Annotated in this window: 26 protein-coding genes; 13 read left to right on the top strand and 13 right to left on the bottom strand. The window is 66.5% G+C overall.

Features of this window, described 5'->3' with window-relative positions; translation table 11 throughout:
* Positions 1–53 precede the first annotated feature (53 nt).
* Positions 54–1,010, bottom strand: a complete 957-nt coding sequence (locus AC1RKI_RS03155) for a transcriptional regulator GcvA (protein WP_061959835.1) — start codon at positions 1,008–1,010, stop codon at positions 54–56.
* A gap of 191 nt (positions 1,011–1,201) precedes the next feature.
* On the opposite strand from AC1RKI_RS03155, the gene AC1RKI_RS03150 reads away from it, so the two are divergent.
* The 9 genes from AC1RKI_RS03150 to pcp all read left to right on the top strand — a co-directional run bounded on the left by AC1RKI_RS03150 (position 1,202) and on the right by pcp (position 8,706).
* On the top strand, positions 1,202–1,570 hold the full coding sequence (locus AC1RKI_RS03150; RefSeq protein ID WP_492794316.1) for a DUF2917 domain-containing protein: 369 nt from the start codon (positions 1,202–1,204) through the stop codon (positions 1,568–1,570).
* Between the two features lie 108 nt (positions 1,571–1,678).
* Entirely contained in the window at positions 1,679–2,404 is a 726-nt protein-coding gene (lipB, locus tag AC1RKI_RS03145; protein WP_061959833.1) for a lipoyl(octanoyl) transferase LipB, read from the top strand.
* Positions 2,405–2,468: 64 nt separating this feature from the next.
* A complete protein-coding gene (gene lipA / locus AC1RKI_RS03140; protein ID WP_061959841.1) occupies positions 2,469–3,458 on the top strand; it encodes a lipoyl synthase in 990 nt (329 codons plus the stop codon).
* Between the two features lie 378 nt (positions 3,459–3,836).
* A complete protein-coding gene (pxpB, locus tag AC1RKI_RS03135) occupies positions 3,837–4,487 on the top strand; it encodes a 5-oxoprolinase subunit PxpB (RefSeq protein ID WP_061959832.1) in 651 nt (216 codons plus the stop codon).
* A complete protein-coding gene (locus AC1RKI_RS03130; RefSeq protein ID WP_341247719.1) occupies positions 4,484–5,503 on the top strand; it encodes a 5-oxoprolinase subunit C family protein in 1,020 nt (339 codons plus the stop codon). The genes pxpB and AC1RKI_RS03130 overlap by 4 nt, the downstream gene beginning before the upstream one ends.
* A 41-nt stretch (positions 5,504–5,544) precedes the next feature.
* On the top strand, positions 5,545–6,285 hold the full coding sequence (pxpA, locus tag AC1RKI_RS03125; protein ID WP_244786484.1) for a 5-oxoprolinase subunit PxpA: 741 nt from the start codon (positions 5,545–5,547) through the stop codon (positions 6,283–6,285).
* Between the two features lie 54 nt (positions 6,286–6,339).
* Positions 6,340–7,086 (top strand): DUF969 domain-containing protein, encoded by a 747-nt coding sequence (locus tag AC1RKI_RS03120; protein WP_061959829.1) that lies wholly within the window; start codon positions 6,340–6,342, stop codon positions 7,084–7,086.
* A gap of 3 nt (positions 7,087–7,089) precedes the next feature.
* Complete coding sequence (locus tag AC1RKI_RS03115) at positions 7,090–8,040, top strand: DUF979 domain-containing protein (RefSeq protein ID WP_061959828.1); 951 nt, start codon at positions 7,090–7,092, stop codon at positions 8,038–8,040.
* A 9-nt stretch (positions 8,041–8,049) separates the two neighbouring features.
* Complete coding sequence (pcp, locus tag AC1RKI_RS03110) at positions 8,050–8,706, top strand: pyroglutamyl-peptidase I (protein WP_251164474.1); 657 nt, start codon at positions 8,050–8,052, stop codon at positions 8,704–8,706.
* A gap of 32 nt (positions 8,707–8,738) precedes the next feature.
* Here the strand turns inward: pcp and AC1RKI_RS03105 are convergent, their stop codons facing one another.
* From AC1RKI_RS03105 to AC1RKI_RS03080, 6 genes are all read right to left on the bottom strand, one after another.
* Positions 8,739–9,428, bottom strand: a complete 690-nt coding sequence (locus AC1RKI_RS03105) for a putative adhesin (RefSeq protein ID WP_492793899.1) — start codon at positions 9,426–9,428, stop codon at positions 8,739–8,741.
* Positions 9,429–9,684: 256 nt separating this feature from the next.
* Positions 9,685–10,971: a VanZ family protein gene (locus AC1RKI_RS03100; RefSeq protein ID WP_150980886.1), complete on the bottom strand. Its 1,287-nt coding sequence runs from the start codon at positions 10,969–10,971 to the stop codon at positions 9,685–9,687.
* A 44-nt stretch (positions 10,972–11,015) separates the two neighbouring features.
* Complete coding sequence (locus AC1RKI_RS03095) at positions 11,016–11,708, bottom strand: ABC-type transport auxiliary lipoprotein family protein (protein WP_492794318.1); 693 nt, start codon at positions 11,706–11,708, stop codon at positions 11,016–11,018.
* Positions 11,709–11,912: 204 nt separating this feature from the next.
* On the bottom strand, positions 11,913–12,854 hold the full coding sequence (locus tag AC1RKI_RS03090; RefSeq protein WP_200899103.1) for an MlaD family protein: 942 nt from the start codon (positions 12,852–12,854) through the stop codon (positions 11,913–11,915).
* The gene (locus tag AC1RKI_RS03085) at positions 12,854–13,711 is read right to left on the bottom strand and encodes an ABC transporter ATP-binding protein (RefSeq protein ID WP_061959823.1); all 858 of its coding nucleotides are present in this window, start codon (positions 13,709–13,711) and stop codon (positions 12,854–12,856) included. Before AC1RKI_RS03085 ends, AC1RKI_RS03090 begins: the two co-directional genes overlap by 1 nt.
* Positions 13,708–14,808, bottom strand: coding sequence for an MlaE family ABC transporter permease (locus AC1RKI_RS03080; RefSeq protein ID WP_490714404.1), 1,101 nt, complete (start codon positions 14,806–14,808; stop codon positions 13,708–13,710). Before AC1RKI_RS03080 ends, AC1RKI_RS03085 begins: the two co-directional genes overlap by 4 nt.
* 172 nt (positions 14,809–14,980) lie before the next feature.
* Here AC1RKI_RS03080 and AC1RKI_RS03075 point away from each other — a divergent pair, with 172 nt between their 5' ends.
* From AC1RKI_RS03075 to AC1RKI_RS03065, 3 genes are all read left to right on the top strand, one after another.
* The gene (locus AC1RKI_RS03075; RefSeq protein ID WP_492793902.1) at positions 14,981–15,862 is read left to right on the top strand and encodes a biotin--[acetyl-CoA-carboxylase] ligase; all 882 of its coding nucleotides are present in this window, start codon (positions 14,981–14,983) and stop codon (positions 15,860–15,862) included.
* The gene (locus tag AC1RKI_RS03070) at positions 15,859–16,677 is read left to right on the top strand and encodes a type III pantothenate kinase (RefSeq protein WP_492793904.1); all 819 of its coding nucleotides are present in this window, start codon (positions 15,859–15,861) and stop codon (positions 16,675–16,677) included. Before AC1RKI_RS03075 ends, AC1RKI_RS03070 begins: the two co-directional genes overlap by 4 nt.
* A gap of 64 nt (positions 16,678–16,741) precedes the next feature.
* Positions 16,742–17,518 carry an SPOR domain-containing protein gene (locus AC1RKI_RS03065; RefSeq protein WP_492793906.1) on the top strand — a complete coding sequence of 259 codons (777 nt, stop codon included), beginning with the start codon at positions 16,742–16,744 and terminating at the stop codon, positions 17,516–17,518.
* Between the two features lie 28 nt (positions 17,519–17,546).
* Here the strand turns inward: AC1RKI_RS03065 and rfaE2 are convergent, their stop codons facing one another.
* The 6 genes from rfaE2 to AC1RKI_RS03035 all read right to left on the bottom strand — a co-directional run bounded on the left by rfaE2 (position 17,547) and on the right by AC1RKI_RS03035 (position 23,329).
* Positions 17,547–18,041, bottom strand: coding sequence for a D-glycero-beta-D-manno-heptose 1-phosphate adenylyltransferase (gene rfaE2, locus AC1RKI_RS03060; RefSeq protein ID WP_061960220.1), 495 nt, complete (start codon positions 18,039–18,041; stop codon positions 17,547–17,549).
* A gap of 107 nt (positions 18,042–18,148) precedes the next feature.
* Positions 18,149–18,991 carry a ferritin family protein gene (locus AC1RKI_RS03055; protein WP_061960221.1) on the bottom strand — a complete coding sequence of 281 codons (843 nt, stop codon included), beginning with the start codon at positions 18,989–18,991 and terminating at the stop codon, positions 18,149–18,151.
* 132 nt (positions 18,992–19,123) lie between these two features.
* Complete coding sequence (locus AC1RKI_RS03050; RefSeq protein ID WP_490714355.1) at positions 19,124–20,329, bottom strand: patatin-like phospholipase family protein; 1,206 nt, start codon at positions 20,327–20,329, stop codon at positions 19,124–19,126.
* A gap of 35 nt (positions 20,330–20,364) precedes the next feature.
* Positions 20,365–21,282 carry a PhaM family polyhydroxyalkanoate granule multifunctional regulatory protein gene (locus tag AC1RKI_RS03045; protein WP_061960223.1) on the bottom strand — a complete coding sequence of 306 codons (918 nt, stop codon included), beginning with the start codon at positions 21,280–21,282 and terminating at the stop codon, positions 20,365–20,367.
* A 56-nt stretch (positions 21,283–21,338) separates the two neighbouring features.
* Positions 21,339–22,178, bottom strand: a complete 840-nt coding sequence (locus tag AC1RKI_RS03040; RefSeq protein WP_150980879.1) for an enoyl-CoA hydratase/isomerase family protein — start codon at positions 22,176–22,178, stop codon at positions 21,339–21,341.
* 170 nt (positions 22,179–22,348) lie between these two features.
* The gene (locus AC1RKI_RS03035) at positions 22,349–23,329 is read right to left on the bottom strand and encodes a fumarylacetoacetate hydrolase family protein (protein ID WP_227458518.1); all 981 of its coding nucleotides are present in this window, start codon (positions 23,327–23,329) and stop codon (positions 22,349–22,351) included.
* A gap of 105 nt (positions 23,330–23,434) precedes the next feature.
* Here AC1RKI_RS03035 and AC1RKI_RS03030 point away from each other — a divergent pair, with 105 nt between their 5' ends.
* Positions 23,435–24,313, top strand: coding sequence for an IclR family transcriptional regulator (locus tag AC1RKI_RS03030; protein WP_223505629.1), 879 nt, complete (start codon positions 23,435–23,437; stop codon positions 24,311–24,313).
* Positions 24,314–24,351 lie beyond the last annotated feature (38 nt).

Raw genomic sequence — 24,351 nt, 5'->3', positions numbered from 1 at the left:
GCGACGGCGGGACCGAAGCCGACGGGGCCGTGATCGCCGCCCTTCGCAGGCTTTCAAGTCCACTGCGAAAGAATGTTCCTGAATCGCTCCATCTCGGGCAGCAGCCAGTGGCGGAAGGCCTGTACTTTCGGCGTTTCCAGGCTGGCATGGGTGCAAACGAAGTGCAGCAGCCATGGACAGGGGATGCTGACGTCGAATAGGCGCACGACGCGGCCGGAGAGCAGATCGTTGTACGCCAGCGACGAGCGGATCAGGGCGATGCCCTGGCCTTCGGCGGCGGCCTGCAGGAGCAGCGACGAATCCTGCAGCAACAGGCCCTTGGTGGGCTCCTGCCAATCGAGCCCGGCCGCTTCGAACCACGGTTTCCACGGATCGCCCTCACCGCGCAGCAGCGGCATGCCGGCCATGTGCGCGGGCAGCTCGGGCAGGCGTCCGCCGTTGAAATTGGGGCTGCATACCGGAAAAAACACGTCGTCGAGCAGACGCTCCACGTAGAGCCCCGGATACTGCCCGCCGCCCATGCGCAAGGCGACGTCCACTTCTTCGGCGCCGAAGTCGACGAGCGTATTGGACGACAGCAGTTCCACCTCCAGCTCCGGATGCTGTTCGATAAAGCTGCCGATGCGCGGCGTGAGCCAGCGCGCCGCGAACGACGGCATGGTGCTGATCGTCAGACGTTTCTCGCGATTGCTGGCCTGCAGCGCGCGCGTGGCGTCGGCAATCTGCAACAGCGCGTCGCGCACACGTTCGGCGTAGAGGCGGCCATTGGTGGTCAACATCACACGCTTGCCGCGCCGCTCGAATAGTAACTGGCCCAGTTCCTCTTCGAGCGCGCGCATCTGGTGGCTGACCGCGCCGTGGGTGACGAATAGTTCGGCGGCCGCGCGCGAGAAACTCTCGTAACGCGCGGCGGCTTCGAAGGTGCGCAATGCGGCCAGCGCCGGAAGGCGCGGAAATTCGCGCTTCCAGCTTTTTGGCTCGTCCGGATTCCAGGCGCCGCTCCAAACCATGATGACCTCGTCTATGTGAGATGGGCTAACAAGACACAAGAATATATATCGTTTTGATAGCCGTGGGGGAGTCACTAGAATTCACTTCACCGGAACCGCCAAACAAAGCCCCGAACTGTGCTGGTCCAATGACCAAGCCAGTCTCGGTAACACGACAAACAGTGCGCGTCCGGGCCTACGGAGAAACCATCATGCAAACCTTGCTCACAACGACCGTCTTTTCGCTGAACCCCGGCGAAGTCACCGCGCTGTCCATGCACGCTGCCCAGCGTCTGTTCGTGGAAGACGCGAAAGGTGTGGACGTGTGGGTGACGCGTGAAAATGATTCCGAGGATTACTGGCTGCGCTGCGGCTGCAGCCTGCTCCTCAAGCGTGGCGATGAAATCGTCCTCAGCATCGATCCGCGTGCAGCCGGCCCGGTGCGTCTGGCGCTGATCGCCGAGACGCGCCGTCCGGCGCTGACGCTGGCCGACGTGCCGCATCTGGTGGCGCGCGCCGCGAGGCGTCTGATTCGAGGCACCGAATGGACGCCGGGGCAGGACAAGGTTCACGTCTCCTGAAGACGCGCGGCGGCAGGTCCGGCTGGTCTGGCCGCCGCCCGACGACAACCCATGAGCGGGCCGGTCCGACGTCAGCGCGGGCCGGCCCTTTTCGTTACACTCTCGGCCATGCATCCGATTCAAGTCATCGATCAGGGACGCCAGCCGTATGAGCCCTGTTTCGACGCGATGCGGGCTTTCACGGCCGCACGCACATCAGAAACGCCCGACCAGATCTGGCTGGTCGAGCACCCGCCGGTCTTCACGCTCGGGCAGGCCGGCGATCCGTCGCACCTGCTGGCGCCGGACGACGCGATTCCGGTAGTGAGAATCGACCGTGGCGGACAGATCACTTATCACGGTCCTGGCCAGGTGGTGGCCTATCTGCTGCTGGATCTGCGCCGCCGCCACCTGATGGTGCGCGAGCTGGTCCACGATATCGAGCAGGCAGTGCTGGACACGCTCGCGGCGTATAATCTCGCAGCCGAACGCAAGCCCGGCGCCCCCGGCATCTATTTGTCCGACGGTCCGCACCAGGGCGCCAAGATTGCCGCGCTCGGCCTCAAGATCCGCAACGGCTGCAGCTATCACGGTGTCAGCCTCAACGTGCAGATGGACCTGAACCCGTTCCTGCGCATCAATCCCTGCGGCTATGCCGGGCTGGAAACAGTCGACATGGCCAGCGCGGGCGCCACCTTCACGGCGGCGGACGATGCCGGCGCGGCGCCGCTGCCCGTCACCGCGGCACAACAACCCGAAGTCGCACAACGCCTGGCGGCGGCCCTGTGCGCGGTCCTGGCAGCGCGCGAGGCGCGGGCGCAGGCCCACGGGAATGCCGCTGCCGAGGCCGCCTGACCATGGCACGCCCGGCCCCGAATCAACGCCCAACATGCACGCGGCTGCGCGTGCGGAGAACAGTATGAGCGACGCCCTGATCGCTACGTCCAGCGAAGCCCCGCAATCCCCCGAGTACGACGCCACCAAGAAGCAGAAGTCGGCCGAGAAGACCGCACGCATTCCGATCAAGATCGTGCCGGCCGAAAAACTCAAGAAGCCCGACTGGATTCGCGTCAAGGCCGCCACCGGCAACTCGCGCTTCTACGAGATCAAGGACATCCTGCGCGCCAACAACCTCGTCACGGTGTGCGAGGAAGCCAGCTGCCCGAATATCGGCGAATGCTTTGGCAAGGGTACGGCCACGTTCATGATCATGGGCGACAAGTGCACGCGCCGCTGCCCGTTCTGCGACGTCGGCCACGGCCGTCCCGATCCGCTGGACGTGAACGAGCCGGGCAACCTGGCGCGCACCATCGCACAGCTCAAGCTCAACTATGTGGTGATCACCAGCGTCGACCGTGACGATCTGCGCGACGGCGGCGCCCAGCATTACGTCGATTGCATTTCGCAGACGCGCGCGCTGTCGCCCAACACGCGCATCGAGGTGCTGGTGCCCGATTTCCGCGGCCGCCTGGACAAGGCGCTGGACGTGCTGCAGCAATCGCCGCCCGACGTGATGAACCACAACATGGAAACCGTGCCGCGCCTGTACAAGCAGGCGCGTCCGGGCGCCGACTATGCGCATTCGCTGAAGCTGCTGCAGGAATTCAAGCGCCGCCATCCCGATGTGCCGACCAAGTCGGGCCTGATGGTGGGCCTGGGCGAAACCGACGAGGAAATCCTCGAAGTCATGCGCGACATGCGCGCGCACGACATCGACATGCTGACCATCGGCCAGTACCTGGCGCCGTCGAACCACCACCTGCCGGTAATGCGCTACGTCCATCCGGACACCTTCAAGATGTTCGAGGAAGAGGCCTACAAGATGGGCTTCACGCATGCCGCGGTGGGCGCGATGGTTCGCAGCTCGTATCACGCCGATCAGCAGGCGCATCAGGCCGGATTCGCCTGAGCCCTTCATCGCCTTCGCATCGACGCCAACCGGCCGGGTCATCCCCGGCCGGTTTTGTTTTGTGCGCACGCTTTTGTCACGGCCGCGCGAAGCTCGCGGTAAATGTCTCGTCGCCCGCTTTCACGCGGCTTTCTTTGCGAGCGATATATCGATCACTTTGTCCCCGTTGTGGCGCGATCTTGTCGACAACGGTGCATAACTACCTAGGGACAACCCCGAGTGCCGGGCATTGGCATGTTTCGATAATATGAATTTATCGATAAATCGTTGATGAAATCCGATTGAGTCACTTCGGGTTCCTCGGCGAATTCGCTCATCGTTCCGGTGGCGCCTACACTGCACTGGAACGTTGTCCGCCCCCCCAACGCGAGCCCGCCCATGCCTCAATGCACCGTTCATCGTCTGGCCGAACAGGCGCTGCTGTACAGCGTCGCGCCGCCCGCATCGCTGGACGTCCAGCGGCGCATCTGGGCCATGGCGGAACGCGCCGCCGACTGGCGCGGCGTGGTGGATGTGGTGCCGGGCATGAATAACCTGACCGTTGCCTTTGACGAAACGGCCGATGTGGCCGCGCTGGAGCGCAATCTGAAGCTGGCGTGGGCGTCTGGCGAAACCCGTAACACAACCGGCAAGCTTGTCGAAATCCCTGTGCGTTACGGCGGCGAATTCGGGCCGGACATTGCCGACGTGGCCGCGCACACGGGGCTGTCGCCCGAAGAAGTGGTGCGTCGCCACGCCGCGGGCGAATACGTGGTGTATTTCCTCGGATTCCAGCCGGGCTTCGCCTATATGGGCGGACTGGCGCCCGAACTGGCCACGCCGCGCCGCCGCGAGCCGCGCCTGGCCGTGCCCGCCGGCGCGGTCGGCATCGGCGGCGAGCAGACCGGCATCTACCCGGCCGTGCTGCCCGGCGGCTGGCAGTTGATCGGGCGCACCGATGCGCAACTGTTCGTGGCGGACCGCGATCCGCCATCGTTGTTCGCCCCTGGCGATACCGTGCGATTCGTGGCCGAGGAGGTCCTGTTGTGATTGAAATCATTCGTCCCGGCGCACAGGCGTCGGTGCAGGATCTGGGCCGTGTGGGATTTCGCCGTTTCGGTGTCGGGCGCTCCGGCGCCGCCGATACGCTGGCGCTGCGCGTCGGCAACCGTCTGCTCGGCAATGACCCGAACGCCGCCGCCATCGAATTCACGCTCGGCCGCGCCTCGCTGCGCTTCAACGCCGACATGCGCGTGGCGTTGACCGGCGCCGAATGCAGCGCCAACCTCGATGGCGTGCCGGTGTGGTCGTGGCACGCCTTCGACGTGCGTCGCGGAGAGACGCTGACGCTGCCGTCGCCGCGCGGCGCGACGCGCACCTACCTGTGCGTGGCCGGCGGTATCGACGTGCCGCTGGTGATGAATTCGCGCAGCACCGATCTCAAATCCGCCTATGGCGGCTTCGAGGGCCGCGTGCTGCACGAGGGCGATTGCCTGCCCGTCGGGCGCCCGGGCATTGACGCCGCGCAAGACTGGGTTGGCGTGGCGGCCCCAGCATGGGCGCTTTCCGCAAATCGCGCAGGCAACGCGCTGACGATCCGCATGCTGGCCGGCCCCGAATATCCCGATTTCGACTCCGCATCGCAGGCCGCGCTGTGGGCGTCCGAATGGACCATCACGCCGCAAAGCAACCGCATGGGCCTGCGCCTGCAGGGCCCGGCGCTGGCCCGGCGCGCGGACCGCTCGGGCGACTTGCTGTCGCACGGCGTGGTGCCCGGCGTGATGCAGGTGCCGCCGAACGGCCAGCCGATCGCGCTGATGAGCGATGCGCAGACCACCGGCGGCTATCCCAAGATCGGCACCGTGATCGGCGCGGATCTCTGGCGCCTGGCGCAGGTGCCGCTGGGCGCCAGCGTGCGCTTCCAGCAGGTGACCATCGAAGAAGCCGCCGTCGCGCAGGCCGAAGTGGACCGCTATCTGCGCCAGATCGACCAGGCGCTGCGCTGGCAGGGCGACGGCATGCCGATTGCCGCGCGCCGCCGCACCACCACGCGCTGTGTCGCGTGAATCACCGAATTCCTACGCCCCCTACCTCCGGAGAACGCTCCATGCAAATCGACCTGAACGCTGACCTTGGCGAAGGCTGCGGCAACGACGAAGCGCTGATCAAGCTGATCAGTTCGGCCAACGTGGCCTGCGGCTGGCACGCTGGCGACGCCGCGACGATGCTGCAGACGGTGAAATGGGCGCTGGCCAATGACGTGGCGATCGGCGCGCATCCGAGCTTTCCCGATCGCGAAAATTTTGGCCGCACCGAAATGCAACGCGATCCCGAGGCGGTCTACGCCGACGTGCTGTACCAGATCGGCGCGCTGGCCGCGATCGTGCGGGCGCAGGGCGGGCAACTCTCGCATGTGAAGCCGCACGGCGCGCTCTACAACATGGCCGTGCGCGATGCCAAGCTGTGCGACGCCATCGTGCGCGCGGTGCGCGACTTCGATTCCGACCTGGTCTTCTTCGGACTGGCCAACAGCCAGATGATCACCATGGCGCGCGAAGCGGGGTTGCGCGTGAAGGAAGAAGTGTTCGCCGACCGCGGCTACAACCCCGACGGCACCCTCGTCAAGCGCGGCACGCCGGGCGCGCTGCATGACGACGAAGAGGTGGCCCTGAACCAGACGCTGTCGATGATCCGCGACCGGCAGGTGCGCGCGATCGATGGCACCTGGGTACCGATTCGCGCCGAAACCGTGTGTCTGCACGGCGACGGCGCCCACGCGCTTGCCTTCGCACGCCGCATCCGGGATCGGCTCGGCGCGGAAGGCATCGCCATCCGGGCCGGCAACTGACGGGCGACGCCCTGCGGCGCTGGTTTGCTCCACCAACAATATCGGGTCTGTCCTATGGAATCGGCTGTCAATCTTTGGCCCCTGCTCGGGGTCGGTGTCATCATTCTGGGTTTCGTGCTGCGCTTCAACCCCATGCTCGTGGTGGCGGCCGCCGCCATCGCTACGGGGCTTGCCGCGTCGATGCCGGTCACGCAGATCTTCACCGCCATCGGCACGGCATTTGTGAAAGCGCGCAACCTGCCGCTGATCATCCTGCTGCCGCTGGCCGTGATCGGCCTGCTGGAACGGCACGGTCTGCGCGAGCATGCGCAGGCGTGGATTTCGCGCATCGCATCGGCCACGGTCGGCCGCCTGCTGATCGTCTACCTGGCCGTGCGCGAGTTGACCGCCGCGGTGGGGCTGACAAGTCTCGGCGGCCATCCGCAAATGGTGCGGCCGCTGCTGGCGCCGATGGCCGAAGGCGCTGCCGAGAACAAGTTCGGCAAGCTGCCCGAGCCGGTGCGCCAGCGCGTTCTGGCGTTTTGCGCCGCCACCGATAACGTCGGCTTGTTTTTCGGCGAGGACATCTTCGTTGCGTTCGGCGCCATCGCGTTGATGCACACGTTCCTGCTGTCGTCGAACATCGATGTGGAGCCGCTGCATATCGCCGTGTGGGGCATCCCGACCGCGATCTGCGCGTTCCTGATCCACGCCGTGCGTCTGAAGCGCCTGGACGGCTGGCTCGCGCGCGAGCTGGGCGGCGGGCAGGCTGCGGCCACCTCCGCGACGCAAACTGCGCCGGCTGCGGCCAAGGGAGAGTAAGCCATGATTATCTCGATCGAATACCTGTACTGGCTTGCCGGCTTGATCCTGCTGATCACGGCGCTGATGACGTTCACGGACAAGACGCATCCGCGTCGGCTGTCCACCGGGCTGTTCTGGCTGCTCTACGCGATCATCTTCCTGATTGGCGACAAGATACCGCCGGCAATCGTCGGCGTGGCGGCGGTGGTGATGGCGCTGATCGCCGGGTTTGGCGGCGTGGGGCACGGCAAGCATGGCACGCTGCCCGAAGCGGAACGGCGCGCCAGCGCCACGCGCCTGGGCAACAAGCTGTTTATCCCGGCCTTGCTGATCCCGCTGGTCACGGTGCTGGGCACGGTGCTGTTCAAGGACGTGAAGATTGCCGGCCTGGCGCTGCTCGATCCGAAGAACGTCACGTTTGTATCGCTTGGCGTCGGTTGCCTGGTGTCGCTGCTGGTGGTGTGCTGGCTCACACGCGACACCGTGACGCAAAGCATGCGCGAGTCGCGCCGCCTGATCGAATCGCTGGGCTGGGCGCTGGTGCTGCCGCAGATGCTGGCCATGCTGGGGCTGGTGTTTGCCGATGCCGGTGTGGGCAAGGCCGTGGCGCACCTGACCACGTCGTACATCAACATGGACTTCAAGCTGGTGGCCGTGACGGTGTACTGCGTCGGCATGGCGCTGTTCACCGTCATCATGGGTAACGGCTTTGCCGCGTTCCCGGTGATGACGGGCGGCGTCGGCGTGCCGATCCTGGTCGGCATGTTCCACGGCAATCCGGCGGTGATGGCTGCCATTGGCATGTTCTCGGGCTACTGCGGCACGCTGATGACGCCGATGGCCGCCAACTTCAACATCGTGCCTGCCGCGCTGCTGGAGCTGGAGGACAAGAACGCCGTGATCCGCGCGCAGGTGCCCACTGCGCTGGCCATTCTGGTCGCCAACATTTTCCTGTTGTACTTCCTGATGTAAGGAGCCGCCATGCCTGGCCGCACTGTCCTGCTCACCGGCTTCGAGCCGTTCGAACAAGAACCGATCAATCCGTCATGGGAGGCGGTGCGCGCGCTCGATGGCGAGCGCGTTGGCGATGCGACCATCGTCGCGCGCCAGCTGCCTTGCGTGTTCGGCAAGGCCATCGACGTGATGGCGGCGCTGGTGGCGGAGGTGCGTCCCGATGTGGTGATCGCGGTGGGGCAGGCGGGTGGACGTACGGAAATGTCCATCGAGCGCGTGGCGATCAATGTCGACGACGCGCGCATTGCCGACAACGCCGGCGCGCAGCCCATCGACGCCGCCATTGCGCCCGCCGGCCCCGCCGCCTATTTTTCCTCGCTGCCGATCAAGGCGATCGTGCGGGACATGCGCGCGGCCGGCGTGCCCGCCATGGTGTCGCAGACGGCGGGCACCTTCGTCTGCAATCACGTGTTCTACGGGCTGATGCATACGCTGGCGCAGCCCGGCGTAGCGGCCGTGCGCGGCGGCTTCATTCATATTCCCTATCTGCCCGAGCAGGCCGCGCGGCATCCGGGCGCGCCGAGCCTTGCGCTCGATACGCTGATTGCCGGGCTGCGCGTGGCCGTCGCCACCACGCTGACGACACAGGCCGATATTCGCGAGCAGGGCGGGCAGTTGCACTGAGCGGCGCGTACCGCCATGCAGCAGGCACCGCACTAGGCGGGGCCGACGATGGCATGTGCGAGCGCGTCGTAGCGCTGGTGATCCTTGTAATTCGGGGCGCGACAGAATACGCAGACGATGGTGTCGTAGTGCATGCCGTGAGCGGCCAGTTCCCTGAAGACGTCGCCCAGGCACACGTCGGTCAAGCGGGCCGACAGATATTTTCTATTGCGGATTGCCAGAAAATCGCACTCGGGGACCACGCTCGCTTTGTAGTGGAGGCGGTTCATGCATGCCGCGTGAGCGAGCCTGGCCACGTCGTGATCCTCGTACTTGGTCAGCGAGTAGTTCTTGACCCATCCGAGTCTGGAACTTCCGGACAGGGGCCGGAAATCTTCCTGTTCTATGACCTCGCATCCGCGCCGGTCGTAGCGTAGCGCGTACGTGCCGGCGATCGACGAGAACAATATCTTTCTAATGCCAGTGGCCAGCATCAGTCCGGGATCGCGCAGCACAGTGCCATGCGGGTTCAGAAACTTGACCACCGTCGATGGCGGCACCGCGACGTCTCCTGACCGGCGTCCGTAGCAGCCATGCGCGGTGATCACCAACTGGCGTGCGTGCGAGCCGGGCGTCGACACGATCCTCATGCGTTCGCCAAGCTGGTATTCGACGTAGTGAAGTGGTCCGGTATAACCCGTAATCGATCCGGCAATCGCCCGTGGACTGCGGATAGGCTTCATGCGGGATACTCCTTCTGTGACGGCGGTATTTGCGTGCGGCCAGTGATTGGCCGCGACCGGAAATACTCGGCGATGCACGGAAGTACTTGGTTGCGCTTAGCCAAATCCCGGCGTTATCGCATGGTAAGACGCGCCATCGCGAAAGATCGATTCCCGGCAGAACAGGCACAGGATCGAGTCATAGTGCATGCGGTGGATCCGAAGCGCTTCGAAGACGTCGCGTAGCGTCACAAACGATGGAATGCGGGACGTTCAGTTAATCGCCCGATGGTTGCTTCGATTCGTGGCGGTGCTGCGTGGCGGCGGCCACGGCGCGGGCGGCGGCGCGGCGCTGGGCGCGCTTTTGCAGACGGCGTCGCACGTTGATCTGCTCGAAACGCCACACCACGTAGAAGAACGCCATGAATGGCCACAGCCAGCCAAGCCATTGTGCGAGGCTGTTGAAATGGATGAAGCGGCCCATGCGCCAGCCCTGTTCGGAAATCCATGCATAGGGATTGGGCGGCAGCACATTGGTCAGCACCACCAGCGCAATCAGCGACACGGTTGCCAGGATGGCGCGCAGCCAGCGCGGCAGGCGCAGCAGCAGGACCAGCACCAGCGAACTGGTCAGCAGCGCAAAGCGTCCGCCTTCGGACAGCCAGATGAATGCGTTGTCATCGGGAAACTGCAGTTCGGCCACGGCGGCCTTGATGATCAGCGCGGCCGTCAGCAGGCCCGCGAGGATGCGCAGCATCGGCGCGCTGCGGCGCATCGCGATCGACGCGAACAGGCCCGTGCCGATCCAGCTGGTGGCCGTGACCAGGGTTTCCAGCAGCAACTGGCTCTGCATGTCGTCGGGACGCACGCCGATGTTGTCCTGCCATTCGATCAGCGATGGAAAGTACGCCTGCACCCACGCCATCGGCCATGAATCGGGATCGGTCAGCCATTCGCGCACGATGCCGCCCATGCCGAACAGGTGCTCCTGCGGAAACACCTGCGCAAACGGCCACAGCATGATCAGGATGATGGCGAAACTGGCATGCGGCTCGAACCATGCCATGCGCAGGCGCGTCAGCGTGCCACGGTCGATCAGCGCGCTGGTGAACGGCGCGACCATCGCGGCGCCCAGCAACGCGCCCAGCGCATTGGTGATCAGGTCGATATTCGACGAGATGCGCGTGGGCAGCCAGGTCTGCAGCGCCTCCATCACCGCCGACAGCAATGCGCCGGCCACCAGCGCGATCAGCGTCGCGCGCGCGCCCGATATGCGCGGGTGCAATGACAGCACCACCAGCGCGCCAAACGGACAATAGCCGAGCACATTGGTAAGCAGATCGAATTCCGTGATGTAGCGCGGCTTTGGCGCAGTCAGGAATGCGAAGGGCGAAATCCCGTTATTGACCCAGCCGCTGAACGGATACAGGCTGGCATACACCACCAGCAGCGTGAAACAGATCAGTCCCACGCGCGCCAGCGGCGAATGACGCGGCAGCCAGCCTTCCAGTTCGGCCTGGCGCGGCAGCTCTGGCGGCGATGGCGGGGGCGCTTCCATGGCCATGATCGTGTGGATGTGTTGCTACTGCCCGATGCGCGCCATATGCGTCACGGGCGCGGCGGCGTCGGCTTCGGTGTTTGCGCGGTCGGCAGCGGCACCGCGTCGCGCGCGGGCGGATTGACGCGCGGCAACTGGGCCGGACCGCTCGCCGCGGCGACTTCCAGCGGCAGCGTGGCGGCCCAGTCAAGGATCGCGGCGATCACCGCATCGGCGCTTGCCGACAGCGCCTTCACGCCACCCGCGCCGTCGGCGCTGGGCGCCGGCTGTTCCGCCACGAAGGTCTTCTGACCGAGCAAGCCCTTGTGGAATACCGTCGCGCGCGCCCGCACCACGCCCCGACTGCTGGTGGGCGAATCGAAGACCTGTTCGAAGCCCAGTAGATCGACCTTGATGGCCGGCACGCTGGTGTCGCCGTACCACGTCAGTGCGCCGCGCCCGGACACCGCGTCGCGCAGGCGGTCGTCGAACAGGCGCGTGGGCGCATCGACCCAGCGTTGCGTCGAATACGCCTGCAGCCGTTGCGCCTGCGTGTATTGCAGACGGTAATAGACGCCGCGTCCATCCATCCATGTCGGCCCATCGGTCTCGGCCACGCGCAGCTTGGGCAGGCGGGCCGGCGCCTGCGACGGCGCTGCGGCCAGCGGGCCCAGGTCATAGGTGGTGGTGCTTTGCGATCCCGACGAAAACACGCTGCAGCCGGACAGCGCCGCCAGCAGGGCCAGCGCGGCCAAGCGGGCCATCGGCGCGACGCGGCCGGCGATGCCGGCGGCAGCATCGGCCGCGGCGTGCGGCCGGGCGGTTCGTCGAGTCGACAGTCGGGCGAGGGCGGAAACTTGGGTCATGGCGGATCTCGGCAATCGGATCTTTGGACGTATCAAAAGGCGCTGCGTTCGATACGCGCAGCCGGAATGTTCATGGTTGCGCGCCTGGCGGCCTGGACGTGCTCAAGGCGACTGGAAGCCGGGTTCGCCCGGACCAGGCGCGGGCGACGGCCCGCCAAACAACACACTGCTCGGCTTATCGTTGAACTGGCCGGCGGCGCGGTCGATGCTGCGCGCGGTCTGCCGCGCATCGCGCGCCAGGCCGTTGAGCTGCGGCAGCGTTTCCTGCGTGAAGATGCCCGCGGCCTGCTGCACAGAATCGGCAGCGCCCTGCATGTTCTCGCCAACGCGATTGACCGTACGCATCACGGTGCCATTCGGACTGGCGAGGTCGTCCGCCAGCCGGCGCGTGGACTGCAACGTCGCATTGAGGTTTTCCACGGCCGCAGGCAGGCGTGCGGCGGCCGGCTGCAACGACGCGGCGAGCTTCGAGTAGTCGTCGGCGGTCTTGTGCACGGACTGGATCGCCGCCATCAGTTCGTCCCGATTCTCGGTCTTGAACATCTCGTTGAGCGATGTCATCAGCGATTCGGTCTGCGTCAGCAGCGAATCGCCGCGCTTTTCCAGTTCCTCGAAAAACCCGGGCCGCATCACGATGCGCGCCGGCTCGCGCGCCGATGTCGTCAGGCGCGGCGAACTGGCGTCCGATCCCTGCTCGCGCGCAGTATCGTCCAGCTGCACGTAGGCGATGCCGGTGACGCCCTGGAAGCCCAGCGTGGCGTAGGTGGTGCGCGTGATCGGCGTGTCCTGGTTCACGTTGATGCGCACGATGATCTGCCCCGGCACCTGCGGATCGAACTTGATCGACACCACCTTGCCGACGTCGAGCCCGCGATACTTCACGTCGGCCTGCGGTCCCAGCCCGTTCACCGTGGACCGCGTGATCAGGTCGTACGGCACGCGCACGGCGTGGTCACTGCTGAACCAGAACAGCGAGAACAGCACCAGGACTGCCAGACCGATGGTGAACACGCCGGCCAGGAAGGCGTTTGACTTGTTTTCCATCAGACTTCTCCGGTATGCGCCGCCGCGCCGCCGTCCGCATGGGGAGCGGGCAGCGCCTGCAGCGCGCGCTGGGCACGTTCGCCCAGAAAATATTCGCGAATGAATGGATGATCGACCTTGATCACCTCGGCGATTGGCGCGGCGGCCAGCACCTTGCGATCGGCCAGCACGGCCACGCGATCCGACAGCGCCACCAGCGTATCGAGGTCGTGCGTGATCATCACCACGGTCAGGCCCAGTTCGCGGCGCAGTTCGCGGATCAGCGAGACGTAGTCGTCCGACGCCATCGGGTCCAGGCCCGCGGTGGGTTCGTCCAGGAACACCAGTTCGGGTTCCAGCGCCAGCGCGCGCGCCAGAGCCACGCGCTTGATCATGCCGCCGGAAAGATCCGACGGCATCTTGTCGGCGTCCTTGGCCGATAGGCCCACCAGCTGCAGCTTCAGCAGCGACGCCTGGCAGATCAGGTTGTCCGGCAGCGCGCGCATTTCGCGCAGCGGCAACGCAATGTTGTCGATCACGGACAGCGCGGAAAAAAGCGCCCCGCGCTGGAACTGCAGGCCCCAGCGATTACGCAGCGCCTGCAATTGCGCGGGCGTCAGGCTGGCGGGATTTTCGCCGAACACCTTGATGGTGCCCGACGTGGGCCTGTCCAGCCCGACGATCTGGCGCAGCAGCACGGTCTTGCCGGTGCCGGAGCCGCCCACGATCGACAGCACTTCGCCGCGATAGACGTCGAGGTTGAGCCCGTCGTGCACCACGTTGTCGCCGTAGCGCTTGACCAGATCGCGCACCTCGATGATGCGCTCGCGCGGCGTGTCGCGCGCCACCATGGAATCGGCGTTCGCATTGGCGCTCATAAGCCCACGTCCTTGAAGATGATGGCGAAGATCGCGTCCGCCAGGATCACCACCGTGATGGAGGTGACCACCGACGCCGTGGTGCCTTCGCCCAGGCTTTGCGTGTTGGGCTTGATGCGCAGCCCGAAGTGGCAGGCCGTCAGCGCGATCAGCATGCCGAACACGACACCCTTGCCCAGCCCCAGCCACAAATTGGCCACCGGCACGGCGTCGGGCAACTGGCGCAAAAAGAATGCAAAGCTGATGTCGAGCTGCAAGCGCGCGGCGGTCATGCCGCCCAGCAACGCCATCAGGTCGGTCCACGCCACCAGCAGCGGCATGGCGATGGCCAGCGCGATCACGCGCGGCATGATCAGCCGGAACCCGTGCGAGATGCCCATCACACTCATCGCATCGAGTTCCTCGGTCACCCGCATCACGCCGATCTGCGCGGTGATGGCCGAGCCCGAACGGCCGGCGATCAGGATTGCCGCGAGCACCGGACCGAGTTCGCGGATCACGGCCATGCCCAGGATGTTGACGATGAATGTGCTGGCGCCAAATATCCGCAGCTGGTTGGCCGACAGGTAGGACAGCACGATGCCGATCAGGAAGCCCACCAGCGCGGTGATGCCCAGCGCCTTGTAGCCGATGTTGTAGATGTTGGCCGAAATCTCGCGCCACGGCCCGCGTTGCGGCGCGCGCAGGAAACGCAGCAGGTCGAACGCCAACTGGCCCAGCAGGGTGATGCCGACGCCGAGCTGCGAGACCAGCGACAGCAATCCGGCGCCGAGGAGCGTCACCGGATTGAAGCGGTCGACCATGCGTTTCTTCCAGCCGTCGGTACGCAGGCCGGCAATGCGGTCGAACACGCGCCGCTGTCCGTCGTTGAGCTCCACGCGCTCCGGCATACGGCCGTTCCATGCCTGCCAGATCAGTTGCGCGCCGATGTGGTCGAGCCGCGTAATTCCGGCCAGCGACCAGCTAGCATGTTCGGGCGCTTCGGCAAGCTTGCGTAGCTGGGCGCGCAGGCCGCGCGCCTCGTGGCACTCGGCCAATGCAAGTGCGGTCCAGTCCCCTTGCAGTTGTACGCTGCAGGCTCCGTCCTGGCGAGAGATGTCGATGGCGGGCGTTGGCGGGCGGTCCAAATGTCGGGGCGATGTGATGGCTGAGTCCCGATTCTATGCTACCAAGCGAGTCGTTGCGACCGGACATCCTCTGACACGGCCGCGGCTACAATCTCGCCAAGCGCGCGCCGCACCGGCGCGGTCCTCCCGATTCCCACACGCAATGTCTGATTTTTCCGACCGCCCCGTCCCCGCCCGCGCCGCTGACGCCGCCGCCTTGCCGGCCTGGCGCATCGACCAGAACGCCTTGCGTCGCATGCTCGATGCGGGTGCGGCGCGCCACTGGCGGGTCGAGGTGGTGGACGAGACCGGCTCGACCAATGCCGACCTGACACAGGCCTGCCGCGCGGCAACGTGGGACGAGGATGGCGTGCGCGTGCGCGTTGCCTATCGGCAGACGGCGGGGCGCGGCCGGCAGGGCCGTCCATGGCAGGGGCAGGCAGGGCTGACGTTTTCGGTGGCAATGCCGCTGGCGCTGACGCCGGCGCGCCTGAGCGGCCTGAGCCTTGCCGTGGGCCTGGCGGTGGCCGAAGCGCTGGAACAATGCGATGCCGCGCTCGGGGCGCGCATCGGCCTGAAGTGGCCCAACGACCTGCAGATCGACGGTCGCAAGCTGGCGGGGATCCTGATCGAATCGGTGCCGGCCGGGCCGCAGCGGCTATGGGCCGTGATCGGCATCGGTCTGAACCTGGTGCGCGATGCGCGCATGGAGGCGGCGCTCGGCCGCGCGCTGGCGGGCGTGGCCGAGGCGATGACGCCGTTCGATGCGCAGCGCGATCCCACGCGCATTCTGGGTGCGGTGCTTGAACGCCTGGCGTGTATGCGGACACGATTCGTGGCCGACGGTTTCGCGCCGATGGCGCAGGCGTGGTCGGCGCGCGATGCGTATCGCGACGAACCCGTGCGCCTGCTGCACGATGGCGCGGTGCTGGCCGAGGGCGTGGCGCGTGGCGTCGATGCCGAAGGTCATCTGCTGCTGGAAACGGCGGCGGGACTGGAACGGATTGCCAGCGGCGAGGTGTCGCTGCGGGGAGCCGGCGCATGAGCGCGCTGCTGATCGATATCGGCAATACGCGGCTGAAATGGGCCTGGTGCGATGCCAGCGCGCCTGCTGCGTCGACCGGCGCGTTGCCCACGCCGTGGCAGCACGCGGGCGCCGCCACGCATGCGATGCCGACTGAGCGCGCCGCGCTGGTCGGCGCCTGGCGACGACTGGCGGCGGGCAAGGCGCCCGAGGTGTGGGTGGCCAATGTCGCCGGGCCGACGCTGGCCGGCGAGGTCGATGCGCTGCTGGCCGACGCGTTCGGCACGGGCGTGGCGCTGCAATGGGTACGCACGGCTACCACGCATGGCGATCTGGTCAATGGCTACCGCGAGCCGACGCAGCTCGGCGTGGACCGCTGGGCCGGATGCATCGGCGCACATCGCTGGCTGCCGGGAGAAAACCTGCTGATCGTCACGGCCGGCACGGCCACTACGCTCGATATCGTCACGGCGGGCCCCAATGGCGCCCGCTTCGAGGGCGGATTGATCCTGCCCGGTCTGGCGCTGATGCTGGGCACGCTGGCGCGCAACACCGCGCAACTGCCCGAACTCGATGTGCTGGACACCGGCGCGGGCGCTGCGCGCGCGGTGCGGGCGTTGGGCGCAGACAACACTCGCGACGCGATTGCCGCCGGGTGCCTGGCCGCGCAGGCCGGCGCCATCGAGCGTTCCTGGTGCGCGCTGGGCGAACGCGGGCCGGTGCGTTGCCTGCTGTCCGGCGGCGCGCGGCATGTCGTGGCGAATGCGCTCGCGATGCCGTTCGAGATGCACGATAATCTTGTGCTGCTTGGGTTGCACGCGATGGCGCGGGGCTGAGCCCCACGGCGCGCGCCATCCGCCCCCGTTCCACCTCACCCTTCACACACGCTCCAGCGCATCCATGTCCCGGCGAGGCCCGACCGTTCTGCTGCTGATCCTGCTGATCGCCAATGCGCTGCTGCTGGCGGCGTTGCTGGGCGCGTTCGGTCCGCAACCGCTGGCCGGCATGCTGGAAAGCCCGCGCGAACCGCAGCGCGTCGAACAGCAGGTGCGCGGCGATCGCATGCAATTGCTGGCGCCCACCGATGCCTCGGCGCCGGCGGCCCCCGCCTCGGCTCCCGCGCCGCGCGGCGCAACGCCGGGCAGCGTCACGCTGGCCGCGGCGCCCGCCGATGGCTGCATGGAAATGGGCGGCTTCACGATGCAGACCGCGCAGCGCGCCAGGGAAGACCTGAGCGCCATCGCGGCGGGCGCGCCCATGCCTGTCGATCAGTTCGAGCGCAGCGAACAGGTGCGCTGGTGGGTGCATCTGCCCGCGCAGGCGACGCGCGAAAACGCCGAGCGCAAGCTGGCGGAACTGCGTCGCCGCAAGGTCACGGATGTGTCGGTGGTGTCAGGCGAGGATGCCGCGTCGTTCACGGTGTCGCTGGGGCTGTTCCGCGACCGCGAGCGTGCCGACAGATTCCTGGAGTCGCTGCGTGCGCAGGGCGTGCGGACGGCGCTGATCAGCGATGCGCCGCGCGCGGTGCCGCGCCAGTGGCTCCGCGTGCCGCACGCCAGCGAGGCCGTGCGCATGCGCATGGACGAAGTACGCGCACGCTATGGCGCGGAAGTCCTGCAAGCGTGCAACGGCATCACGCAGGCGCGCGACGGGCGCAGCGCCGCTCGGGCGGGATAGGGCGCGGCTGGCGCCAGGGCACGCCGCTTCAACGCTGCTGCCGCACTTTGGTCAGAAGCTTGGTGGTCGATCGATCGTGCAGGAACTCGATCGCGTAGGCCTCGCCGCCCCAACTGCGCACGAGGCGGGTTTCTTCTAGCGTGTCGATGTCGTAGTCGCCGCCCTTCACATAGATATCGGGACGCACCAGGCGGATCAGTTCGACGGGCGTCTGCTCGCGGAACATCGCCACCAGATCGACCGACGCCAGCGCCGCCAGCAGTGCCATGCGATCGCCCTCGTGATTGAGCGGCCGGTCGTCGCCCTTGCCGAGCATCTTCACGGAAGCGTCGCTGTTCACGCCCACCACCAGGCTGGCGCCCATGGCGCGCGCCTGCGCCAGATACGTGGCATGGCCGCGATGCAGGATGTCGAACACGCCGTTGGTAAAGACCAGCGGACGCGGCAGCGCGGCGACTGCGGCATGCAGTGCGGCCACGTCATCGGCCGGGACCAGTTTGGATTCGAAGGCGGGTGCGGTCATGGGTGACGGGTCAAAAGGCGGAGCGCCAATGAAAAACCCCATCGTATCCGATGGGGTCTGGACTGCCGCGGCATGCGGGCCGCGGGGCAAGCGGTGCGAGGCAACGCTCAGGCGGGCTGCTGCAGGCTGGCGTTCAGTTCCTTGCGGTAGCGGTTCAGGTCCTGCACCGAATCGAACGTGCGTTCGAACAGCAGCGACATGTTGTGCAGGATCCGTTCGATCACCTTCTTTTCCCACACCTCGTCAAAGCGGATCTGCTCGTCCAGCCAGTGTTCCAGCCAGTCGGGATCGGGCAGGCGCGACTGCACGGTGTCGTTCGGGAACAGCGCCTTGTTGACGTGCAGGTTGGTCGGATGCAGCGGCTTTTCGGTGCGGCGGGCCGACGCCATCAGCACGCCGATCTTGGCGAATGCCGCGCGCGCGGTGTCGCCAAACTGGGACAGGTACTTCTTCATGTAGCGCAGGTACGCGCCGCCGTGGCGTGCCTCGTCCTGCGACAGCGTGCGATAGATGTGCTTGATCACCGGTTCCGAGTGCCATTCGGCCGCGCGGCGGTACCAGTGATTGAGGCGGATCTCGCCGCAGAAATGCAGCATCAGTGTTTCAAGCGGCGGCGCCGGGTCGAATTCGAAACGCACCGCGTGCAGTTCTTCTTCGGTGGGCACCAGGTCCGGCCGGAAGCGGCGCAGGTACTCCATCAGCACCAGCGAATGCTTTTGTTCCTCGAAAAACCAGATGCTCATGAATGCCGAAAAGTCGGAATCATGGCGGTTGTCGCGCAGGAACATCTCCGTGGCAGGCAGCGCCGACCATTCGGTGATGGCATTCATGCGGATGGTCTTCGCCTGATCGTCGGTGAGCAGGCTGGCGTCGAACGTATCCCAGGGGATGTCCTTGTCCATGTGCCAACGGACCGCTTCCAACGATTTGAACAGTTCGGGGTAGAGCATGCTAAGCCTTTGAAATTACGGGCGGATTCTACCAGACAAGAATCATTCTCGAATGTTTTCTCTACTTCGTTTTAGGCGGGATGCGATGGATTGCAACAGCGGAACCGCCCGGAAGGCCCAAAAGTGGTGCGTCTACGACACTTCTGTCGCCTCGTGTGCGGCCAGCTTGGTTTCCGGCACCACGCCATAGAGAAACGCCGCGATCTCGTCCGCCTGGGCGCTGGCGTCGGCCTCGCCCAACGCCAGCAGCGCCTGCGTGAACTCGGGTTCGAACAGCAGATAGCTTGCAAACGCCGCGCCGCGCGCCTCGGTGCCGCCCAGCGGCGAGAGCAGGGCGCGCACGGTGCGCGGCAGGCGATCGAGATGCCGCGCGGCAATGGCTTCGATCGGCTCACTCGGGGAAATCGTCATCACCTGCACCGGCCGCCAGCCTTCGGCGTCGTTGGCCATCTCGGGCATGCGCGAGAGCAGCCGGTTGATATGCATGAGGCGCTCGACATCGGCCTGCAGGCCATCGAGGAAGATGCTGGCCAGCGCCTGCCCGCCGATCTGCGCCAGCGAGGGGTAACCACCCGACGGTACGGTGTCGAACCAGCCCGCGCGTTGCCGCGATGCCGCGCCGATCGCCAGAATGCGCGACGCGCCGAGATGGATGGCCGGTGACAGCGGCGACATCTGGCGCATCGTGCCATCGCCAAACCATTCGTGATGGCCTTCCAGTTCCAGCGGCATGGCCGGGAAAAGAAACGGAATCGACGACGATGCCAGTAGATGATCGACGCCGATAGACGCTTCGACGGCCATGCGCTGGCTGCGCTGCCATGGATGGATGCGTCGGTGCGACTGGTAGAACGTGACGTGGCGGCCCGTGCTGTATGACAGCGCAGTAACTGCAAACGCGTTGAGCGCGCCGCTGTCGAGGCTCGCCTGCACGCGCGGCGGCTCGAACAGTTCTGTCAGGAAGCTGCCGAGCGGCCCGTTGTCGAACAGCGCGCGCGGCGCCCGGTGCGTGATCCACCCGAACGCCAGCGATGACAGCCAGCGCGCGCCCGACGCGCCCATCTGGATCACGTCGGTACGGTACACGTCGTCGGCATGCAGGCTTTGCCAAAGTCCGGCCAGGGTGTCGGTGGCAGTGCGGAAATCCGCCGCGCCGGTGGCCAGCCCCGCGCCGTTGATGGCGCCGGCCGAGGTGCCCGCGATGATGCCGAACGGCAGCGGGCAGTGATCCAGCCCGTGGCGTGCGGCGATCTTGGCGATGCCGGACAGCACGCCGGCCTGGTACGCGGCGCGCGCACCGCCCCCCATCATGACCAGCGCGGTGCTCTGTCGCTGCATGGCCCGCGCCGATGCGCTGGCGGCATGAGCCCGATTCACTCGAACGTATCCTCGGGCGTGCCGGGCGCGGGCGTGCTGCCGGCGGGCCGCTTGGTCGACGACGGCTTGGTCGATGACTTCTTCGCGGCCGGCTTGGCCTTCGGCTTTGCCGCAGTAGTGCGCGCGGCAGGTTTTTTCGCGGCGGGTTTCTTGGCGCCCGGTTTGGGTTTGCCGGCAGCCGATGCGCCGGGCCGCGCGCCCCCGGCTTCCGGCTCCACGCCGTCGGCCCCCGCGGCGCCCGCGCCGAACCCGGGCATGCCAGGCATTCCCGGCATTCCTGTCACGTTGCCGAACGGCATGGTGCTGGCGGCGGCCGCGCTGCTGGCGATCTGCGTGAACTGCCGTTGCAGCAGATCCCACCATAGGGCCGCATTGGGCGGCAGCGGCGCGGCGCCGTCGGCGGCCGACGCAGCGCGATCGGCGGCGTTGGCAGAAGCTGCGCGATCAGCGGCGTCGGCGCGCGTGCGGTCGTCGTCGGGCGGCGCTTCGTCGTCGTCTTCCGCTTCGTCGTTTTCGGCGTCCGCCTGTTCTTCGGAAACGGTCGCGCTATCGGCAAAGTGATGTGGATGCTGCGGTGGATGGGCGCTTGGGGCATTGGCCGCACGCGCCACGTTCTCCATGGCGCTTTGCATCGCCTCGGGCGACAGCGCGTTGCCAAACGTCTGCAGCGCCACCAGCGTGGCGCGCTGCACCTCCAGGCCCTGGATGGTCGTGCGCAGCAGGTTGACGTTCAGCTGCAGCCAGCTTTCCACCGCCTTGAGGTCGTGGATGCGCTTGTCGACCTCGTCGAGATCCATCGGCGGCGTCATCGCGCCCAGGCCAGGCATCAAACCGCTGGGCATGCCGCTGCTGCGCGCCCACATGTTGCGCAGGAATTCGAAGCTGTTGGTGAAATCGGGGATCTGTCCGAACATGGTGGCGCCACTCCCTCTGACATGGCCGCCCCGACGACGCGGGTCCGGACAGCCGGTTACTGGAATTCGGGCGGCCGCTTCTGGCGCAGGCTCGCCATGCCTTCGTGCACGTCGGGCCCCGCGAAGCCCATGAATTCAAGCGCCAGCGAGGTATCGAACGCGGGGCCGGCCATGCGCAGCCAGTTGTTCAGCGCGTACTTGGTCCAGCGGATGGCGGACTGCGATCCCGCCGCGAGCCGGTTGGCCACCTCGAAGGCCTTTGCCACCAGTTCGGTTTCTTCCACCGCCAACGACACCAGGCCGATCCGCTCGGCTTCCTCGCCGCTGACCGACTCGCACAGCATCAGATAGTACTTGGCCTTGGCCATTCCGCACAGCAATGGCCACACGATCGCGGCGTGATCGCCAGCGGCCACGCCAAGCCGGGTATGGCCGTCGACGATGCGTGCGGTCTTCGCCGCGATCGAGATATCGGCCAGCAGACCGGCCACCAGCCCGGCGCCCACGGCCGGGCCGTGCATCGCCGAGACGATGGGCTTGTCGCAGTTGATGACGTTGTAGACCAGGTCGCGCGCCTCGTGCCAGACACGGGTGCGGGTCTCGAAATCGTTGGCCATCTGCTCGACCAGCGCCAGATCGCCGCCGGCCGAAAAGCCCTTGCCCTCGCCGCGAATCAGCGCCACGCGGATATCGGGATCGGCGGAAACGTCGCGCCAGATCTCGGCCAGTTCGCGATGCATGCTGGCGTCGGCTGTCGCAAGCTTGCGGTTGGCCGCCTGATCCGCGCCCATGATGATTTCGAGCACCGGGCCGTGCCGGCGCAGCGTGAGCGCCTGATAGCGGGCCAGGCGGGGAGACAGCGTACTGGCGTTGGCGTTGGCGTCGTCGGAGGGCATCGGGGGCTACCTTTTTCGTGGAAGAAATCGGACCTGGCCGGGACGGGAAGCAACCACGAAAAAATTCCCCGACCAAGCGGTCGGGGAATTATAGGCGCAACCGCGTGGGGTTGAGCAAGTCGGGGTTTGGCCTGAGCGGCCGAGGTAGCCGTGGCGCGCCCGGCCGACGCCTAGCGCGCAGCCACCACCTGGTCGATGGCGCCAAAGATCGAGTGTCCTTGTGCGTCGAACATCTCGATGCGGACGGCATCGCCGTACTTCATGAATTCCGTTTCCGGCTTGCCGTGCTCGATGGTCTCGATCATGCGCTGCTCGGCGATGCAGCAGTAGCCCTTGCTGCGGTCGACATTCGAGATCGTGCCCGAGCCGACGATGCTGCCGGCGCGCACGTTGCGCGTCTTGCAGATATGGGCGATCAGCTGGCCGAAGTCGAACACCATGTCCGTGCCGCAATCGGGCGAGCCCACTTTGCGGCTGTTCCAGTGAACCACCATCGGGCGATGGACCTTGCGGTCCCGCCATGCCTCGCCAAGCTCGTCGGGCGTGACCGCCACCGGCGAAAACGCCGTGGCGGGCTTGCTCTGGAAGAACCCGAAGCCCTTGCCCAGTTCCGCCGGAATCAGATTGCGCAGCGAAACGTCGTTGGCCAGCATCACCAGCCGGATCGACTCGCCGGCCTGCTCGGGCGTGGCGCCCATGCGAACGTCGCCGGTGATGACCGCGACCTCGGCCTCGAAATCGATGCCGAACGCTTCGCTGGCGCACACGATGTCGTCCTGCGGGCCGATGAAGTCGTCGGAGCCGCCCTGGTACATCAGCGGATCCTTCCAGAATTCGGGCGGCATCTCCGCGCCGCGCGCCTTGCGTACCAGTTCGACATGGTTCACGTACGCCGAGCCGTCCGCCCATTGATAGGCGCGCGGCAGCGGCGCCATGCAATCCTTGGGCTGGAACGGGAACGGATGCCGCGCGCGGCCCGCATTCAGCGCGTCATATAGGTCCTGAAGCTGCGGGGCGTAGAAATTCCAGTCGTCCAGCGCGGTCTGCAGCTTGCCGGCGATATCGGTGGCGTAGTGCGCGGTTTTCAGGTCGCGCGACACGACGACGAGCTGGCCGTCGCGCGAACCATCCTTCAGGGTGGCGAGTTTCATGCGAATTCGAACATGGGCGGAAATGGATGGGCGGTAGTCTACCGGAGGCGCTCGACGGCGCTTGTATAGAATGGCCGGCATCACATTTTGGTTTGCCCATCACGCATGACAACGGCTGACGACGATTCCAGGGACGACGCGCGCGATGACGCACACGACGACGCGCGCGATGATGCCCGGCGCGCCGGCATCCAGTCCATCGAGGTGGGCTTCCGGCTGCTGCAGGCGCTGGCCGCGTCGCCGCGCGCGATGATGCTGCGCGACCTGGCCGCGGCCGCCGACATGAGCCCGGCCAAGGCGCATCGCTACCTGGTCAGCTTTCAGCGTCTGGGCGCGGTCACGCAGGACGCCGTGAGCCAGCGCTACGACCTCGGGCCGTTCGCGCTGCAGCTTGGACTGGCGGGCCTGAACCGGCTCGATCCGGTGCGCAAGGCGCGGCCGATCCTGTCGCAACTGCGCGATGAAATGGACCAGACCGCCGGCATTGCCGTGTGGGGCAATCACGGCCCGACCATCGTGCACTGGGAAGAATCGAGTCATCCGGTCAGCGTGAGCCTGCGGCTGGGCGATGTGATGCCGATGCTCAATTCGGCCACCGGACGCCTGTACGGCGCTTATCTGTCGCGGCGTCAGACGCTGCCGCTGATCGAGCGGGAACTTGCCACACGCGGCGACGTCGCATTGCCCGACATGCCCGCATCGCTGGCCGAATACGACGCCATCTGCGACGACGTGCGCCGCCATGGCGCGGCGCGCACGCGCGGCGGCGTGCTACCGGGCATCAATGCGATCTCCACGCCGGTCTTCGATGCCAACGGGCATTTGTCGATGGCGCTGATCGTGCTCGGCGCGCAAAGCGTATTCGATGCAGAATGGGGCGGCGCGGTAGACCGCCGCGTGCGCGATATCGCGCAACGAATTTCATCGGAACTCGGTTACCTTGGCGGCAGCCAACCGGCCGGACAGGACGGCCAACCCTCTTAGCCGCAGCCGGCGCCGGCGTCGCTGGCTGGCGGTGATCG

The sequence above is a fragment of the Cupriavidus sp. GW822-FHT06G04 genome, assembly GCF_058799075.1.
The sequence above is the reverse complement of the archived record's forward strand: the minus strand, read 5'-3'. Positions and strand labels throughout refer to the sequence as shown.